The sequence below is a fragment of the Trinickia mobilis genome (assembly GCF_017315705.1).
GTDB classification, from domain to species: domain Bacteria; phylum Pseudomonadota; class Gammaproteobacteria; order Burkholderiales; family Burkholderiaceae; genus Trinickia_A; species Trinickia_A mobilis.
Map to the genome: position 1 here is coordinate 43924 of NZ_JAFLRF010000019.1, position 17036 is coordinate 60959.

The following is a 17036-nucleotide window of genomic DNA, read 5'->3' on the forward strand; positions in this document are numbered from 1 at the left end:
CGCATCGCTTGCGCGCAGCGATGCCGCCCGAAGCGATGCACGGGGCGAAGCGAATTGCCGGCTGATGCACGCGGCCGTCACCAAAGGGCTCCACAATCAGCGCCGAAAGGCGCACCATGGATGCAGCAGCGAGGTTGCGCGACAACCTTGGTATTAGTCAGAGATCGATGTCAGTCGAACGCATTCAACAGCACTTCCGCGACAGCGCGGCAGTCAAGCTCGAAGCACTGGAAACCCTGTCGATGCCGATCGCCGCAGCGGTCGACACGATGTTCGCCGCGCTGGCGAACGGCAACAAGATTCTTGCGTGCGGCAACGGCGGTTCTGCCGCCGACGCGCAACGCTTCGCGGCCGAGCTGATCGGCCGCTTCGAGCGCGAGCGGCCTGGCTTGCCGGCCATCGCGCTCACCACCGATTCTTCCATTCTGACGGCGCTCGGCGACGACTACGCGTTCGACGAGATCTACTCGAAGCAAGTCCGCGCGCTCGGCCACACGGGTGACGTGCTGCTCGCGTTGAGCACCACCGGGAACTCGGCCAATGTGATTGCGGCTGTCGCCGAGGCGCACGAGCGCGAGATGGTCGTGATTGCGCTGACGGGGCACGGCGGCGGAAAAATGAACGAGGCGCTGACCGATATGGATATTCATATCAGCGTGCCGTCGGAGCGCCTGGCGCGCATCCAGGAAGTGCACATGCTGACGATTCATTGTCTGTGCGACGGCATCGATGCGATGCTGCTCGGCGAAGATTGACCACGAAAGGGAGTGCGTTGATGAGCGGAAACCGCGTCAAGAAGACGCTTGTGAGGACCACGCTCGTGGTCGGACTGACGGCGGGGCTCGCCGCAACGTTGCAGGGCTGCGTGCTGGCGCTGGCCGGCGCGGCCGGAGGCGGCGCGCTGATCGCGACCGACCGGCGCACGGTGGGCGCGCAGACCGAAGACCGCGAGATCCAGGTCAAGGCGTTGTCGCAAATCAGCAGTTCGCTGCCCGACGAGGCGCACGTGAACGTCACCGTTTTCAACCGTCGCGTGCTGCTGACGGGCGAGGTGCCGAGCGAGCAGGACAAGCAACAGGCCGAGACGATCGTGCGCGGCATCAATAACGTCAACCGGATCATCAACGAGCTGGCGGTCCAGCCGAAGAGCTCGTTCTCGTCGCGGGCGAACGACTCGTACCTCGAAGGCCGCGTGAAGACTGCGTTGATCGCGGAGAAGGGCATTTCGGCGAACGACTTCAAGGTGGTCAGCGAGCGGGGCAACGTGTACCTCATGGGGCTTGTGACGACGGCTGAAGGCGATACCGGCGGCGATGCGGCGAGCCGCGTGCCGGGTGTCTTGCAGGTCGTGAAGGTGTTCCAGTACGTCCAGCCGCAAGAGGCGCAGGCGCTCGAAGCGTCCGCGGCGGCGGCGGCCAGCGCGCCGGGCGCGGCACAGGCGGCGGCGTCGAGCGAGCCTACGGTCGGGGCGGTGCAGTCGGCGACGATCAGCTCGCAGCCGCTCGACCAGCAGCCGCCCGCGCCGGTCACCAATTCGAATGCGGTCCACTCCGGCAATCCGAAGGCAATGCAATGAGTTTGGTGAGTCGGACGTTGGGTGGGGTGGTTGCGGCGGGCGTGATGGTCGTGTTTGGGGTGGCGTCTGCGCATGCCTACGCTGCCGATGCGCCGAATGGCCTCGCGATCGCAAAGAGTAATGCGTGCATGGGGTGTCATGCGGTCGATCGGAAGCTCGTCGGGCCGTCGTTTCAGCAGATCGCGGGCAAGTACCAGGGCGACGCGCAGGCGCCCGCGAAGCTCGCGCTGAAAGTGCGCGACGGCGGCTCGGGCGTCTGGGGCGCGATTCCGATGCCGTCGCATCCGCAAATGAGCGATGCTGATATTCGCACGGTGGTTGCGTGGGTGCTGGCGGGGGCGCCGTCGAAGTGACGCCTTGCGGCGGTCAGGGGCTTGGCAAACGGTTCGGGCGCTGTGCTAGAATTAGCGCTTCGTTGGGGCGGTAGCTCAGCTGGGAGAGCGTCGCGTTCGCAATGCGAAGGTCGGGAGTTCGATCCTCCTCCGCTCCACCATTAAGTATTCCACGAAGTTCCACAGCATTCCGCAAACCCCGCGTCCCGTAAGGCTCGCGGGGTTTTTGTTTCCACTTCGGGATTGTGGTTTCCGTTGACAGCCGGAGGCTTTTCAGCGCAGTTTTGGGGGCATCGGCTCATTTTTAGAGCCCACCGGAAATTTAGGCCCCCACGCCACGGGAGGTGTCCCATGCCTCTTACCGATCTGGAAGTACGCCGGGCTGCGCCACGGGAGAAGACGTATCGAGTCTCCGACGGCCGCGGCATGTATCTCGAGATTTCTCCTGCCGGCGGCAAGTACTGGCGCCTCAAATACCGATTCAACGACCGCGAGCGGAAGTTGGCGCTGGGCGTCTATCCCGATGTCACGCTGGCCCACGCGCGCAGGAAGCGCGATGAGGCGCGTGCGCTACTGGCCGATGGCGTCGACCCAGGGCAGGCCAAGAAAGAGAAGAAGCGCCTCGCCCGGCTCAACGCAGCCACGACCTTCGAAGCAGTCGCGCTCGAGTGGTTCGAGCAGCAGGTGCCCGGCTGGGCAACCAGCCATTCCGAGAAGATCATGGGGCGACTGAAAAAGGACCTGTTTCCATGGCTCGGGTCACGTCCGATCGCCGACATTACCCCGCCCGAAGTGCTCGAAGTGCTGCGTCGTGCCGAGAAGCGTGGTGCTCACGACACCGCACACCGATTGCATCAGAACTGCGGGCAGATCTTTCGCTACGCGGTGGCGACTGGACGCGCCGTGCGTGATGTAAGCACCGACTTGCGTGGCGCGCTGCGTCCCAACCGGCATACGCACTTCGCCTCGATCACAGATCCGGAGAAGGTCGGGGAGATGCTGCGAGCCTTTGACGGCTTTTCCGGTACATTGGTCGTGCGCGCAGCTCTGCAGTTGGCGCCGTTGCTGTTCGTGCGGCCCGGAGAGTTGAGACAGGCTGAGTGGGCGCAGATTGATTTGGAACGGCGCGAATGGCGCTTTACTGTCTCGAAGACGAAGACCGAGCATCTCGTGCCGCTGGCCACCCAAGCTGTGGAGATTCTGAAAGAGTTGCAAGCGCAGACTGGCAAATGGCGTTGTGTTTTTCCGGGCCGTGAACGCAAAAAGCCTATGAGCGGAGCGGCGATCAATGCCGCGCTGCAGCGGTTGGGCTTCGACACGAAAACCGAGATCACCGGACACGGATTCCGGGCGATGGCTCGGACCATCCTGCACGAGCGGCTTCGGTTTCCGGCGGAAGTCATCGAGCATCAACTGGCCCACCGAGTGCCTGATTCGCTCGGCACCGCCTACAACCGCACCCGGTTTATCGACGACCGCATAGTGATGATGCAGGAGTGGGCCAACTATCTGGATCGACTGAAAGCGGGGGCCGAGGTAGGGCCGATTCGGCCGCGGGGTGTTTGAGGCGAAGGCCCTAACGTGCTGAGCTTCATAAGTGGACTGTGTCGCAACCAATCCCGGCGAAGGCAGATGTTGCGCCATCGACGGCCCGAGGTAGAGGTCTGCGCTGAGAATGGACCTTTGTCGCCGCCCATCTATCGCGAAACAGCACTTTTTCTACCTCGATCTCGCTTCGTTTGATCGACTTTTACCGCGTTTTGAAGGCGCCTATCCTGCTGATTCGTTCGCGTCGCTATCTGGTTCAAAGGTCTTCTATGTCGGGTCTAATCTGGAAGCTGAACGCATCCTGGATGACCGTCGAGCCGGGTTTGCTGTTCTCGTGTGCCGTTTTTGCCTGAGATGCAAGACTGGTCCGCTGACCGGCCGTACGCTGTGTCGATTGGTTGCGAGAAGTGTTCGTGCTCCCACGGGACCGGGATGTGCCGTCCATGCGATGAGCCGTGCCCCTTCGCTTCTTCGTTTCCTGTAGTGCGTATCGAAGCGCACTGGCAGTCACGTCGATACCCGCCTGCTTAGCCTGATCGATCAGTTGCTCGACCGAATAACCTTTCGCCCTAGCCGCGTCGATGTGGACGCGAACGTTTGGCATCGCGTCGCGCACAGTGATGCGTCGTTCCGACGGTGGCTTTTCCGGTAACGCGTCGAGTAGCCGGGCAAACTCGTCCCATTGGGCTTTCGTGTAGGTCTTCGGTGCAGGCATCGTGACCCTCCGTTTGTATCGGATGTCTCTAACTGATCGTGCATGCCGTTGGATAGCCCGTCAACGTCGTCTACGCGAGCGTTGTGGACGTTTGCAGAGCGCCTTGGCCCGTAGCGGGACGCTCGGGAAGAACGCAGTCTTTTCGTTTCGTCGCATCGGAGCAACGGTAGGGTAGTCTTTGGGACGTGCGTTTCCGCAGAGTTCGGTGTGAGGTTTAACGCGATGGCTTAGCCGTCCAGCGCAAATTTTATGTTGGATCGCGCATCACACATTCTGTCCGTGATTCCCGTCTCGGTTTCGTTTGCAGCTCGGTTTGTTTACCGATGCGCTTATTGTCCACGACGCGCTCGGCGCGGTTCCTTGGGTAACTGCGTTGCATTTCAATTCGAAAACGATCGCAACGCGCATGCAGGCGGCGGAATGGGTGATTAAGTTCGGTGACGATTCGGAAGCATTTGGCAGCGTCGCAATGGCGTTTGAAAGTGTGCGCTAAAAATAGGAGCAAATTAGGGTATTGCAGGATTGGCTTCCGCCGGTTTGGGGCGCCGTGTGAGCAAATAGTCTTCCTTCGACAACGCTAAACTGGCCAAAAAATCCGGCGCGTGATTGCCGACTTGCCGAGCTGGGGTTGCCTGCATGTGTGCCGCAGAATGGGAGGGAATGCGAATTCCAAAGTATGGCTCCCGTCAATGTCAAGTGGATCTCGCGACCTTACCGCTTCTACACAAGACAATCTCGCCTAGCCCGGAGCGCCGGCATGACGGCAAGGTCGCCGTGCTGAATCGCAACCAGCGACGATCCTCGGACGGCTTTGAGTTTCGTTGCGACATTGGCAGCGAGCCGCCGCGAGTGATGTTCGTGCCGGACCGTTGCGAGCGCGAGGCGATGAGCTATGTGGCAATGACCAGCATCCACAGCGGCGACGTGATGTCAGAAGCCGTCGAAAAGCGCCTTGGCAATGTCAGAAGGCGCTGTACGAAAATCGAATGGCTGACGAACAACGGCTTGGGTTACGGAGGTGAGAAACCCCGCGCTTTCGGCGCGGGCATCGACCGTAGACGGTCGATGCCCCGGGTCTGCGGCCAGCAGAGTAACGCGACGGCGGAAAGCTTCGTGATGACAATGAAGCGCGACTACATTTTCTTCGTGCCGAAGCCCGACGCAGCGACGGGCTCGAACAAACGCGCTAACGCGTTCAAGCACTACAGCGAGAAACACACGTTTAGCGCGCTGGAATTTCGCGCGCCAAGAAGAATTCCGGCGGAGAGCCGATTCATCATCCAGAGTTGGATGCAGTGTTCGGAAGTACCGGTGCAAAGCCACCGCCACGGTCAGCTCGAAGTCGAAGCGTTTGGTCTTCATTGCACAGCTTCTTTCCATTGAGAAGTCCCCCGAAAATCGGCTCACATGATGGGACTGTGTACCGGAGCCACCCGGACCTTGCCAAGGCAGGGAGTGGCAGATCTTCAAGAGCAAACGTATTCAATTGATCTCAAAGAGTTGACGCCAAGTGAGAGTAGCTGGGTCCCAACTTCTCTCGCCGCACTAGATCGATTGTGTAATCGACAATGCGGAGGCTTTTGCCGTGTTCCCAAGCTAACAAGGAGCGGCGATGGCTCTTCCTCACTCCGTTGCAGATCGCTGTCCGGTACAGCCACTCCCTTAGAGCCGAGCGGTGGTGTGCGCTGGAACACCGCGGCAAGGGAATTCAACCAAATCCTGACGATCAAAGAAGGACCTGGAAGTGCAAGTCGGGGACGGCGATCCCAATCGTGAAGATTTGCCCTGCACGAGCAACACCATTTTGTACTCGCCAGAGGAGGATTCCCCCTGCTAGACTTCAAACAATATTTATGAGAAAAGCGTGCTGCCGGGGTAAGTAAGATGCGATCGCGTCTGACGGGGTCCTTTCGCGGCTGGTGGGAATTTAGCCGGTCGAAAGTGACGTTTGTCGAGTCGGCTGTGCTGCTAGCCGGGGGGGCGACGCAGAATGGCGTTTTTTTTGCAAGCCGCCAAATAGATATCGAGTGAGACTGTAGGTGAAAAATGTGCACAAATCCTGCAAGGCGGCGACGTATTACGTCAAAACTTTCAATATCTAGCACACGCCCTCTAATTCTGTGAAATTTCTTTCAAAGCGGCGACGAATACTTTCAAAATTCCTGGCTGGTGAGATTTGTGTCTGCGTCGGCGGCACCACGCTAGTTGTTGTGCGATCGCGACGGGCCGAAACTACCGCAAGGCACCTTAAAAAAGCTAAAAATGAACAGTCTTCGAGAGCTGGCGTTCAAGATTTGCTACAGATCAGGTGCTTCAAATGTTGTTGACGACTTCTATGTGCCGTGCATGGAGAGGTCGGTGCTTTATCGACGCGCCGTCGGTTATTTTACTAGCGCAGGTCTAAGCTTAGCTGCAAGAGGTGCGGCTCACCTGATTGCTTCTGGCGGAAAGATTCAACTGATTACCTCGCCTAATCTATCGGAAGAAGATATCGAAGCAATAGAGAGGGGGTATGAGGCCAGGTCGCGAGTGGCACAACGCTTATTCGTTCTTGAGATGGAACGAGTGGAGTCCGAACTCATTCAGCAACGGTTGAGTGCCCTGGCGTGGCTTATCTCCCTAGGGCGCCTTGAGATACGGATCGCCTTTCGAGTAGACCCAAGTACTGGATGTCTCGCCCGTGGTCTTTACCACGAGAAAATTGGTGTCTTTGAAGATGAAGAAGGTAACCGAGTCGCGTTTACCGGGTCCCAAAACGAAACTGCAGGCGGCTTTGTCTCAAACTTCGAATCAATCGACGTCTATTGGTCTTGGGACGACAGTCATCGGCGAGCGGCTGGCAAAGTAAATGATTTTGAAGCGCTGTGGGCGGGGGGGGATGTCGAGTCCGGCGTCCTCGTGGAAGACTTCACGCAGATTGCGAAGGAAGTACTGGAGAAATATAAAACAAGTGAGCCACCGACAGTGGACCCAGAGGAAGTGTCGTGGCGTCCTCGCTCGCGAAGAATCGCTCGAAACAAGCCGCGCCTCCCCGCCACCCTTACTCTGCGTTCCTATCAGCTTGAAGCAATTCGCAATTGGGTATCCGCGAACGGCCGCGGAATACTCGAGATGGCCACCGGTACCGGCAAAACTCTAACCGCTTTGGCGGCTGCAGTTAGCCTGTATGAGCAACTGGGGCTAAAGGTATTGGTTGTCATCTGCCCCTATCGGCACTTGGTGACGCAATGGCGTGATGAGGCCATCAAGCTTGGGTTTGATCCGTTGTTGGCCTTCGAATCGGCACAAAGCTGGGCCGAAACACTCAAGGCCGAACTTAACGATATATCGGTGGGCGAAGGTGGATTTCTTTGCGTTATTACCACGAACGCAACTTTTGCTTCGCTCACCTTTCAGAGCTTACTTCCCTATTTTCCAACAAGATCGCTATTGGTTGCTGACGAGGTTCACAATCTAGGTTCCAAAGTCTTTTGCGATGCACTCCCGTCGCAAATTAGCCTCCGCCTCGGCTTATCCGCAACACCCGAACGTTGGTTTGATCCAGATGGAACGAACCGACTCTTCGATTACTTCGGGCAGGTCTTGGAACCGCGCCTAACGCTTCGAAAGGCGTTAGAACTGGAAGTGCTTGTGCCGTATTTCTATTTCCCGATCCTGATCGAACTCACAGATATAGAGCAGGAGGAGTACCTCCGGCTGAGTGCTGAAATCGCCAAGAAAGCAGGTGTCGATGGCGAATTGACAGAGGCATCCAAATATCTTTTATTGGAGCGAGCACGCCTTGTTGCCTCCGCGGAAAACAAGTTGCATGCATTGCGTGATCTAGCACAGAAATTGGTAAAAAATGAGCAAATGCTATTTTATTGCGGCGACGGATCTGTCGAATCCGAAGTAAGTAATGGTGTTGCGCGGCAGGTGGACGAGGTGACACGCATACTCGGCCATGAGGCGGGAATCAGAGTTGCGAAATATACATCCGACGAGTCTGTCGCCGAGCGCGAGTCTCTCCGAACCCAGATCACCTCGGGGCAGCTTCAGGGGCTTGTTGCAATTCGGTGTCTCGACGAGGGCGTAGACATCCCGTCAGTGCGCACGGCAGTCATCCTTGCGAGCAGTACGAATCCTCGTCAGTTTATCCAGAGACGCGGGCGCGTGCTTAGGCGTGCGCCGGATAAGGAAAACGCGACAATATACGACATGATTGTTGTGCCGCCAGACAGCTCTGATCCAACGGACGCCGAGCGAAGTTTGCTTCGCAAAGAACTGACTCGTTTCGCTGAATTTGCCGATCTTGCGATTAATAGTGGCGAGACGAGGGTGGCTATATTAGAACTTCAGAAAAAGTTCGATTTGATGGATATCTGAAATAAGCTTGGAGGCCAAAATGCATCCGGATCCCATGGAACCACTGACACGTGACCCGAAGGACGTGCGCGAAATTATTGCTCAGGTATTAACAATCGAGGCCGAGCGGCTTTATCAGGAGAAGCCGCATATCAACGACGATATAATAAAAATTATCAAGGAGATTGTGAAATGATATTGCTCGAGCTTCAATTGCACAACTTCCGTCAATTCTTTGGATCGTCTCCGGTAATCAAATTCTCACAAGGCAAGAAGAACGTCACGGTTATACATGCTACGAACGGAGGGGGGAAAACGACTTTCCTTAACGCGTTTACATGGACATTATACGATGCGGTAAGCAAAGGTTTTTTGTTTCCGGATCAAATTATAAATAAGCGAGCAATCCGTGAAGCTGCGCCGGGTTCGACCATTAACGCGTGGGTTCATCTGAAATTCGAACATCTGGGTCGCGAGTATTCACTTCGCAAGATGGTAGACGCAATACGCGGCGATAGTGACACCGAGGTCGTGTCAAAAGGTGAACCGCGTCGTGAATTCATGTGGACCGATGAATCCGGGACGTGGCGTCCAGAAACGAACATCGCCGATGTCATCGGAAGGGTGTTGCCTCAGGATCTCCATACATATTTTTTCTTCGATGGCGAGCGTATCGAACGCATTGTGCAGCCGTCTGCTGAAGATCAAGCTAACATCGCCAATGCGACGAAAAAAATTCTCGGCCTGGAAGTTGTTGAGCGGGCAATACGTCACCTGACGTCCGCGAAGAAGACCCTGGAGCGCGAGCTCGAAGTCGTTGGCGACGAAACAACAAAAGGAATTCTTCGGAAGAAGAGCCAGATCGAAGAGGAATTAAGGGCGGTCGAAGAGACCTTTGCGCAGACAGAGCGCAACTTGAAAGGGTTTCGCCTTAGACAGCGAGAGCTATCAAAGCGCCTTGGACAACTCGAGGACATTAAGAGTGATCAAGCTCGTCGCGATCACCTAAATGGTGAGCACAGGACATACTCCGACGCACTGGATACGACAAAGCAGCAGTTGAACGAGTTGGTGAACGCTGATGGATATAAGGTGTTTCTCGGTGATGTATCTGACACATATTTGAACCTAATCGAGAATCTTCGTCAGAAAGGGGAACTACCTGCGGGAATTAAGCGGCAATTTGTGGATGATCTTTTGAATCGCGGCGAATGCATCTGTGAGCGAACGCTCAATCCCTCTGTGGATCACATAGCGCACTGCGCCGTCGAGAGGTGGAAACAGCGCGCGGGGCTCGTTGATGTTGAAGACAAGGCGATCCGGATGGGCGGGGAAGTGCGACGAATCCGCTTAGACCAAGATACGTTTTGGGATCAAAGTGAAGCCTTTCAAAAGAGAATCGCTGGAGATCGCGAGCAGATCAAAAGAATCGAGTCGGAATTGGAGGCAATTCATCTTCGTCTCCAAGGCAGCCCTCGTGAGGAGGTTCAGGATCTTGAGCGGCAGCACACGGAAGCGGGCGAAAATATTGAGCGAGCTAACCAAACAATCGGTAGCTCGAATACCCTAAAGCGAGGTCTGGAAGATCAACTTGCTGAGTGCGAAGCAGCGTTGAGAAAGAGCCAGCAAAACGAAGAGAAGCAACGCTTGGCTCAACGACGACTAAACGCCACGACCGATGCAGTCGCGCGACTGGCGGAGTCGAAGGGCCGGTTTGAAGAGACGTTCCGGCGCACGCTGACAGACAAGGTTCGCAGCATTTTTGGCAAAATTTCCTACACGCCATACGTCCCGGAGATCACTGAAGGCTATTCTTTGCGTCTCTTGGAAGGCGCTGGTGGCTCGATGCTCCCTGTTGCGGCCTCTCAAGGAGAAAACCAAATCCTTAGCTTGGCATTTATTGGTGCCGTGATAGACGTCGCGCGGGAGTTCACAAGAAGCAAGGAACGACTGCCTGGACCGGAAGCTAGCACCTACCCCGTTGTAATGGACTCACCGTTCGGTAGCCTGGGGCCAACCTACAGAACCCAGGTGGCCGAGAATATTACTGCACTTGCCGATCAAGTTGTGCTTATGGTGACCAACACGCAGTGGCTCGGGGAAGTCGAAACGGCGTTGGGGGCTAGGATCGGTAAGTCGTATGTCGTCGAATATTCGACGCCTCGTGACGGTGTTCCAAACGAACCTCTAGACATTGGCACTAGTCGGTACGAATTGGTAACCAGCAGCCCCAATGAGTTTGAATATTCAACAATTCGAGAGGTCGATCGTGGCTGAGAGAAGAATACGATACGCCAAAGAGAAGCAAGAACTCATGAGACGCCTCCTTTCGTCGGAAGACGGCACTGGCCCCTTTCGAACGCAGGCAGATGTACTCGCTTTTGCTGCGTCGTTGGGAGCGCACCGCAAGCGACGTGAGCCGTTGCCTGAAGCTCTCGGAGAGCCAATCAGACAAGAAGTGTTCGATCGTCAAGGATATGACACATTGATCTGCCTAGTCGCGGTTGAGGCTGAGAAAAGTCCCGCTGTTCTTGAGGATTCTGAAGAAATGATCGCAAGGCGCTCAGAGATTTTTGAAGAATATGCAAATGGCGGACTGGCTATTATTGCCAATGAGACCCGGGGAGACGTGAACCTGAGCCAAGCGGTTTTACTGATGATCTCTTCCCTTCGAAAGCGTGCGGAATCTGATACGCAGGTCCTCGATCTATCGAGACTTAGGATCTAGGAACTCACGCATCGTATTAAGAACAACTAATCGCGTCCTCCTAGATATAAGCGGGTGCGCGGACCCGCACGGGACTCTGTGCTTATCCTTTGTTTTGATGCCAGTGCGTGAGGGCATACGAGCTGACGTGATCCGATCTTCCGGCCGTAGAGACCAGTGCCAAAATTAAAAGCAAAAACTTAACTCATTCAAATGACAAACAAAATGAATATAAAGCCCACACATCTGTCGGTAGGTCAGCTGTTCTCGCATAATTTAATATTTCGTGTTCCGAAGTATCAGCGATACTACTCTTGGGCGAGCGAAGAAATAGATGACTTCTTGAAGGACTTGGACGCTTGTCGAAAAGCCCGCCAAGCGCAAACACCCCGTCCACATTTCTTCGGCGGACTGGTCACCGTGTCGAAACCCTTTCCCGGCAGCGCTCGCCAGAACCTCGAGGTTATTGATGGGCAGCAGCGACTGGCGTCCTTTGTGATGCTTGTGGTCCAGCTTCGACGAGCTATGGAAAAGCTCTCGACATCGGTCAACAGCGGCTCCCAGCCACTAAAAAAGTTTCTGAAGGCCAAAGCTAACACACTCGTCAGTCAATACGAGACGTTTATGGATACCATCAACCTCGAAGTGGTCCCCATTCCTCGCTTGGAGTTGTCGAAGCCCGACAAGGACTTCTTTACGGAGTTATTAAGTGATCAGCACGCGACCAGCACAAGAGAATCTCACAAATTGCTAGCGGAGGCTTACAAAAGAATAGGGCAGCATCTGGATGAAGTCGTTGCGACCGAGCATTCGGACAAAAAGCGTGCGGAGGCATTGGCAGTTATAGCGGAAGTTCTCGAGGAGGATTGGACCGTCATTCACATGGCCACCCACACCCGGACAGAAGCGTACATGCTGTTCCAAGTCTTGAATGATCGAGGCATGGGCCTGACAGAGGGTGAATTGCTCAGGGCGAAGACGCTGGAAGTACTGGACAGTGGAGGAACCGCGACTCAGCAGCAAACCGTCGAAAATAGTTGGGATGATATTTTGGGGACGGAACCCGAGCGAATTGAGCAAGGGCTCCGCTGGTTATTTTCGTCTCACAAAGGCTCTCGACCTGGGAAGACCACACTATTCGATGACTGTTTGGATTTCTTTTTTCCAATGCACCGTGAGACGCCGCTTAGCAAAGCGTCTGCAAGTAAGTTAACTGACACTGTCTTGAAAATACAGACTGAATTTCGGTTAATGACGAAAATCTTAGAGGGTTCTTGGCCGTACACACTCGCGGCACCCGTGTCGAAATGGGACGCCGATCGGCTTCGGCTTCTGGTGGTTGAGCTGAAACATACGAATTGCATCCCGCTGTTAGTATCAGCATGTCAGCTGACACAAAAGCAATTCGCTGAAATAGTTCAAATGCTTGAGCGATTTGTCTTTCGTTATAAGGCAATTGTTAACGCGCATATCGGACCAGCGACATCGGTCTACCAGAAACACGCTTTGGAAATCCGCAACAACCCAAAAGCTTATCAAACTAAATTGCTCCGACAAGCACTCGAGCAACTATTGGCTCTTGAGGCTGACGACTCAAAGTTCCGCACCCGCCTGAGCGAGCTTGAATACTCTCGCGCAACAAGTAACAAACCGCTCAAATACTTTCTCATGACCTTGGAGCACTACGCTGCCTGGTATTCGGCAGGCGCGAAGAAATCACCGGCCTGCATGGACAAGTCACGAATTTTCGACTTCTCAAATGGAACCATCGAGCACGTCTATCCTGCGAATGCAGCTCTAAAGGATGCCGCTCTCGAGCCTTTGATTGATTCGCTGGGTAATCTTACCATCCTAGGTCCAGGGGACAACGGCGCTATCGGAAACCAAGATTTTTCGATGAAAAAGGCAGTGTTTGGAAAATCAAATATTTCGATAAATCGAACTATTGCCGACAGCACCCACTGGAACGTGGCGGCTTTGAACGCTCATAAAGAACGGCTTTTGGACATGGCGTTGAAGGTATTTGTTCCTTGACACTTTGTTGCGATTTCAGCGCCTCCACTAGCGAAGCATCTGACGGGCCCCAACGATACTGAGTCCGAGTTCTCGGAGGGGGCTAGAGCCGGCCAGGAAGGGGAAGTCGCGGTGTTTCTGCCACATGGGAGGTTTGATTCTTGGGATCAACCGTTGCTTCGCATACTCGACGCCGGATCCTCGCTCGATTTCGAAGCAGTGAAAGATACGCAACTACCACTTTGGCAAGACTAGTTACTACCTCGACGCACCATGTTCGGCGCCCTCTATCTCATCGTCGGATAACTGAGTGAGGAGATCTGCCCGCTTGCCTGTAGGCAAATATGGAGTGTGTCTCACATTGTCACGTGAAACAAGCATAACTACTTAAGATGGAAGACATGAAAGTACAGGTTGAAGAAAAACTGATTATCGAAAGCCAATTTCACGGCCACAATATGCCAAAGGGGCTAGAAGGTTGCAAATTCCTTCGGTGCAAATTTGATGGGTCCAGTGATTTCAAGAACTGTTGCCTCAATGACGCGATTTTTGAGGAGTGCCAATTGGATGACGTTGACTTCTCAAGTGCTGCCGGTATGAAACGAATCTCTTTCGATAGGTGTGAGCTCCGCCAGGTGAACTTCGAAAGGAAAAAACTCTACGATGTAAAAATATCTAATTCCTCGGTTCTTAATTGCAATTTTTCAAGAGCGGCGCTTCATGACGCAGAATTGCGTGAAGTGAATTTCTCTGGTAGTGATTTTTCCGGGAGTATATGGTCGTGTACGCATTTTTATAAATGCAATCTAGCGTCATGTCAGACCGTGAGAACGCGGTCAACTATGATTTCCGCAGTGGAGCTTTGCACAAATGTACCAGAGAACGTGCGGAAGAAAGCGTGCTCAAACATCGACATTGCCAGGGCCGCCGCAAAGTTGTACCAGACCGTTTGCTAAAACAGCATGGATCGGCAAACCAGCGCAGCTAGCGCTGGTCCGAGCCAACCCGTGACGCCCCCGGAACTGCGCTTCTATGTGGCACTTTCGTAAGCGCACAATAAACCACGGGGGCTTGCGCGAGGCGACCGGCGGCGCGTCAGTCTGCTGAGGCGGCGACCAGCTTCTTGAGCCTGGCATTCTCGCCCTGCAACTGCTTCAGTTCGCGAACTTGGTTCGATTCCAGACCCGCATACTGTTCCTTCCAGCGGTAGTACGTCTGCTCAGAGCTTCACAGTTCCCGAATTAGGTCGGCCACCGGCATGCCCAGTTCGACCTGCTTGAGGGCAGCGTGTGAAATTATCCGTGTATAGACGCCTACCCTCTCAAAGCCGCGCTCGCGAGGAAGTGCTACAGAGTGTTGAGCATAGTATCCGAGTCGGCCGACTCCCACGCCGCAGTTCCAAAAGGCCCCGCTACCATAGCAACAGAAAATTAGTTCGATAGTGCCCGAGCGAGTTCAACTAGCAGGTCATCTTCGCGGCGGCTCGCAAGATACGAAAGCCCTCGGTGAACGTGGAGAGGCAGGGCCTGCCTGATCGAATTTGGTGTGACTTGGATCTGGTCGCGCAATAACCTCGCAACGAGGATGTTCTGATAAACAGCCTCGTTGCCCCCAGTGAATGTACGCCAATCTATTTCGAGTCCGCCCGCAAAATTAAAGCTTTCCTCTGGGGGAACGGATGGGTTCGCGAGCGAAAGACACAGTGCATGCCGACACAGCACATTGTTGTGCTCGATTCCAGTCTTGCGCTTAAGTGCAATCAGCTGATTCTTGGCGATTGCTGTCAGTTTTACCCGTTCAATGACGCTCATGCAGCCTCCAGCGAATTCAAGCGGGTATCAGCTCCCAAAACGTTCGTGCGACCCAGATCATCGTCGAAATGCAGGATGTATTCCCGATTCATGTGGGGCCGAAGCGCATCATATGCCGCTCCTTCCACCTCTTCATCGGTCGACAAGACCAGCACCTGATGCGATACGGTTGCGAAGAACCGCTTGATCAACGACGTTCGATGCTGTCCATCGAGGCGCGCAAGCGGGGTATCGACAACAACAGGGAATCGGCCCTTTCGCTCCTTGATCAAAGCACTCAGCACCGAAATAGCAAGCATCTGTCGCTCACCCGCGGACATGCGGTCCATCGGAAGTTCCTGGCCCTTTCCATCCTCGATCGCTACCTGATACGTGACCGGATCCACGATTACTTGCGATACGAGCTTCCGCTTTCGCAGAAGATTTCGGAATTCAGTCGTAATCACGCCGGACAGCCACTGTGCCTTGGATGCGAGGAGGCGCTCTTTGAAGAGCGCAAGTGCTTGTCGTGCACGTGTTGCTGCTTCCAGCCCCTTCGTTTCGAGCGCTCGATCCTTGAATTCGGTGTTCATTCGTGACCGAAGTGCACTCAAGCGGGTCTGAACATGAGTCAAGCTAGTCTGTGTATCCGCTAAAGCGGCGGTGATATTTTCGAAGCGCTGTTCTGCATTCGCTACGGCGTGTGACTTGTCCTTCATAGCAACGAGCACATCGGCCAGTTGCTCGTCGGCAGGGATTTCACCCAAAGCGCGTTCACTAACATCCAACGCTCGTTGGGTTGCATCCAGTTCCTTGACCGCAGTACGAACACGGACTCGAGCGTTTTCAACATGCGCGCCTATGTCCACAGGGTTGCCGTCGGCAACAAGAACGGTTTTCCTCCGCTGACTACTCTTTGCCTGCGTCAAATCTTGTTTCAGGAGATTCTTCAAAACATCTAGCGACGTCGCAGGTATTTCCGAGTTTAGCGCAGCGAGTATACGGCGGTCGCGTTTCCTGAATTCCTCGTTGAGCAATGTGGCATGCCGACTTTGTTCGTCGACACTCCATTCCTGCTGGTACCGCACCCACAAATCCCCAAGCCACGCGATAGGAAGCAACGGGTCGGACATCGCCTCAATCACCGTATGCTGAGCTGCCTTCGCCTGCATACGCGCGTTAGTAGCATCGCTCCGGATTTTCGCAGCCTGCTCGTATGCAGACAGACCATTCTTCTTGGCCTCTGCGACGTAGCGCTCCAGTGTCAACCTGGCTTGATCCAAGGTATTTCGTGCAGCAGCTTGCTCCTGCAATTGATCGGCATGAGCATGCTCTAGCGATTCAAGTTGGCTTTCCAGTTCCAGTAAACTCGCTTTAGCCGACTCGTATTGGGACGACCCGTCTTTGTTGCGCAGTGCGGACCTCCGCTCTACAGCCTTGAGATCGTTGCTCAGCACGTCGATGCCACCGATCCCCAGGAACACCTCAGTGGCGCGCCGCAGCAGATCCGGAAGCCGCTCGGGGTTCGCGAGGGCTTCAATCTTCTCTCCATCGAACAGGAACAATTGAACCAGTTCGGCAGGAAGGATATCGCCGATAAAACGATCCCACTCAGCGGTGAATTCCATATCCTCAGTGCCGTCAACCAGCACGGCGAAGCGCTCCGCGAAGGTATCGCGTTGTACCCATTCACGACAGACAGTTACTTTTTGTCGGCCACCACCGATGTCGATGAGTAGATCAACTCTGATCGCCGCACTGCCTACAGCATCTGCACGCTGCAACGATTGAACCAGCTGCTCGTATTCCGATCGCCGGCCTGAGCTAATTGCTCCGGCACCGTAGAGCCCAATTTGAAGGGCTGTAAGCAGGGTAGTTTTCCCGCTGCCGTTGAGCGCTTTGACGAGAATAACTGGACGCGATGCGGAAACCGATAGCTCGAGCGTCTGTCGATCCCGGAACGGTCCGAAATTCTCAATTGAAATGCTCGAAAAAGTTACTTTTGCCATGG

General features: G+C 54.9%; 15 protein-coding genes, 1 tRNA gene and 1 pseudogene. 13 read left to right on the forward strand and 4 right to left on the reverse strand.

What is annotated here, in order from left to right; all coding sequences use genetic code 11:
* The first annotated feature begins 167 nt into the window (after positions 1 to 167).
* The 5 genes from J3489_RS23225 (at position 168) to J3489_RS23245 (ending at position 3474) form a co-directional block, all read left to right on the forward strand.
* On the forward strand, positions 168 to 755 hold the full coding sequence (locus J3489_RS23225; RefSeq protein WP_207002057.1) for a phosphoheptose isomerase: 588 nt from the start codon (positions 168 to 170) through the stop codon (positions 753 to 755).
* A 20-nt stretch (positions 756 to 775) separates the two neighbouring features.
* Complete coding sequence (locus tag J3489_RS23230; RefSeq protein WP_207002059.1) at positions 776 to 1576, forward strand: BON domain-containing protein; 801 nt, start codon at positions 776 to 778, stop codon at positions 1574 to 1576.
* Positions 1577 to 1620: 44 nt separating this feature from the next.
* Entirely contained in the window at positions 1621 to 1929 is a 309-nt protein-coding gene (locus tag J3489_RS23235; RefSeq protein WP_374193480.1) for a c-type cytochrome, read from the forward strand.
* Between the two features lie 64 nt (positions 1930 to 1993).
* A tRNA-Ala gene (locus tag J3489_RS23240) sits at positions 1994 to 2069 on the forward strand.
* A gap of 190 nt (positions 2070 to 2259) precedes the next feature.
* The gene (locus J3489_RS23245; protein ID WP_207002062.1) at positions 2260 to 3474 is read left to right on the forward strand and encodes a tyrosine-type recombinase/integrase; all 1215 of its coding nucleotides are present in this window, start codon (positions 2260 to 2262) and stop codon (positions 3472 to 3474) included.
* A gap of 238 nt (positions 3475 to 3712) precedes the next feature.
* On the opposite strand, the gene J3489_RS23250 is transcribed toward J3489_RS23245, so the two are convergent.
* Positions 3713 to 4171 (reverse strand): hypothetical protein, encoded by a 459-nt coding sequence (locus tag J3489_RS23250; RefSeq protein WP_207002064.1) that lies wholly within the window; start codon positions 4169 to 4171, stop codon positions 3713 to 3715.
* A 313-nt stretch (positions 4172 to 4484) separates the two neighbouring features.
* Here J3489_RS23250 and J3489_RS23255 point away from each other — a divergent pair, with 313 nt between their 5' ends.
* The 8 genes from J3489_RS23255 to J3489_RS38935 all read left to right on the forward strand — a co-directional run bounded on the left by J3489_RS23255 (position 4485) and on the right by J3489_RS38935 (position 14191).
* Positions 4485 to 4664 (forward strand): hypothetical protein, encoded by a 180-nt coding sequence (locus J3489_RS23255; RefSeq protein WP_207002066.1) that lies wholly within the window; start codon positions 4485 to 4487, stop codon positions 4662 to 4664.
* A 203-nt stretch (positions 4665 to 4867) separates the two neighbouring features.
* The gene (locus tag J3489_RS23260; RefSeq protein ID WP_207002068.1) at positions 4868 to 5554 is read left to right on the forward strand and encodes a hypothetical protein; all 687 of its coding nucleotides are present in this window, start codon (positions 4868 to 4870) and stop codon (positions 5552 to 5554) included.
* An 879-nt stretch (positions 5555 to 6433) separates the two neighbouring features.
* The gene (locus tag J3489_RS23265; RefSeq protein WP_207002070.1) at positions 6434 to 8536 is read left to right on the forward strand and encodes a DEAD/DEAH box helicase family protein; all 2103 of its coding nucleotides are present in this window, start codon (positions 6434 to 6436) and stop codon (positions 8534 to 8536) included.
* A 19-nt stretch (positions 8537 to 8555) separates the two neighbouring features.
* Positions 8556 to 8711, forward strand: coding sequence for a hypothetical protein (locus tag J3489_RS23270; RefSeq protein ID WP_207002072.1), 156 nt, complete (start codon positions 8556 to 8558; stop codon positions 8709 to 8711).
* The gene (locus J3489_RS23275; RefSeq protein ID WP_207002074.1) at positions 8708 to 10792 is read left to right on the forward strand and encodes an AAA family ATPase; all 2085 of its coding nucleotides are present in this window, start codon (positions 8708 to 8710) and stop codon (positions 10790 to 10792) included. Before J3489_RS23270 ends, J3489_RS23275 begins: the two co-directional genes overlap by 4 nt.
* Positions 10749 to 11243: a DNA phosphorothioation-associated protein 4 gene (locus J3489_RS23280; protein WP_207002076.1), complete on the forward strand. Its 495-nt coding sequence runs from the start codon at positions 10749 to 10751 to the stop codon at positions 11241 to 11243. The genes J3489_RS23275 and J3489_RS23280 overlap by 44 nt, the downstream gene beginning before the upstream one ends.
* Positions 11244 to 11447: 204 nt before the next feature.
* On the forward strand, positions 11448 to 13256 hold the full coding sequence (locus J3489_RS23285; RefSeq protein WP_207002077.1) for a DUF262 domain-containing protein: 1809 nt from the start codon (positions 11448 to 11450) through the stop codon (positions 13254 to 13256).
* Between the two features lie 437 nt (positions 13257 to 13693).
* The gene (locus tag J3489_RS38935; RefSeq protein WP_374193481.1) at positions 13694 to 14191 is read left to right on the forward strand and encodes a pentapeptide repeat-containing protein; all 498 of its coding nucleotides are present in this window, start codon (positions 13694 to 13696) and stop codon (positions 14189 to 14191) included.
* A 154-nt stretch (positions 14192 to 14345) separates the two neighbouring features.
* Here J3489_RS38935 and J3489_RS23295 read toward each other — a convergent pair.
* The 3 genes and pseudogenes from J3489_RS23295 to dndD all read right to left on the reverse strand — a co-directional run.
* A pseudogene (locus J3489_RS23295) lies at positions 14346 to 14534 on the reverse strand (transposase); the annotation flags it as partial.
* A gap of 131 nt (positions 14535 to 14665) precedes the next feature.
* A complete protein-coding gene (dndE, locus tag J3489_RS23300; protein ID WP_207002081.1) occupies positions 14666 to 15046 on the reverse strand; it encodes a DNA sulfur modification protein DndE in 381 nt (126 codons plus the stop codon).
* On the reverse strand, positions 15043 to 17034 hold the full coding sequence (gene dndD, locus J3489_RS23305) for a DNA sulfur modification protein DndD (RefSeq protein ID WP_207002083.1): 1992 nt from the start codon (positions 17032 to 17034) through the stop codon (positions 15043 to 15045). Before dndD ends, dndE begins: the two co-directional genes overlap by 4 nt.
* Positions 17035 to 17036 lie beyond the last annotated feature (2 nt).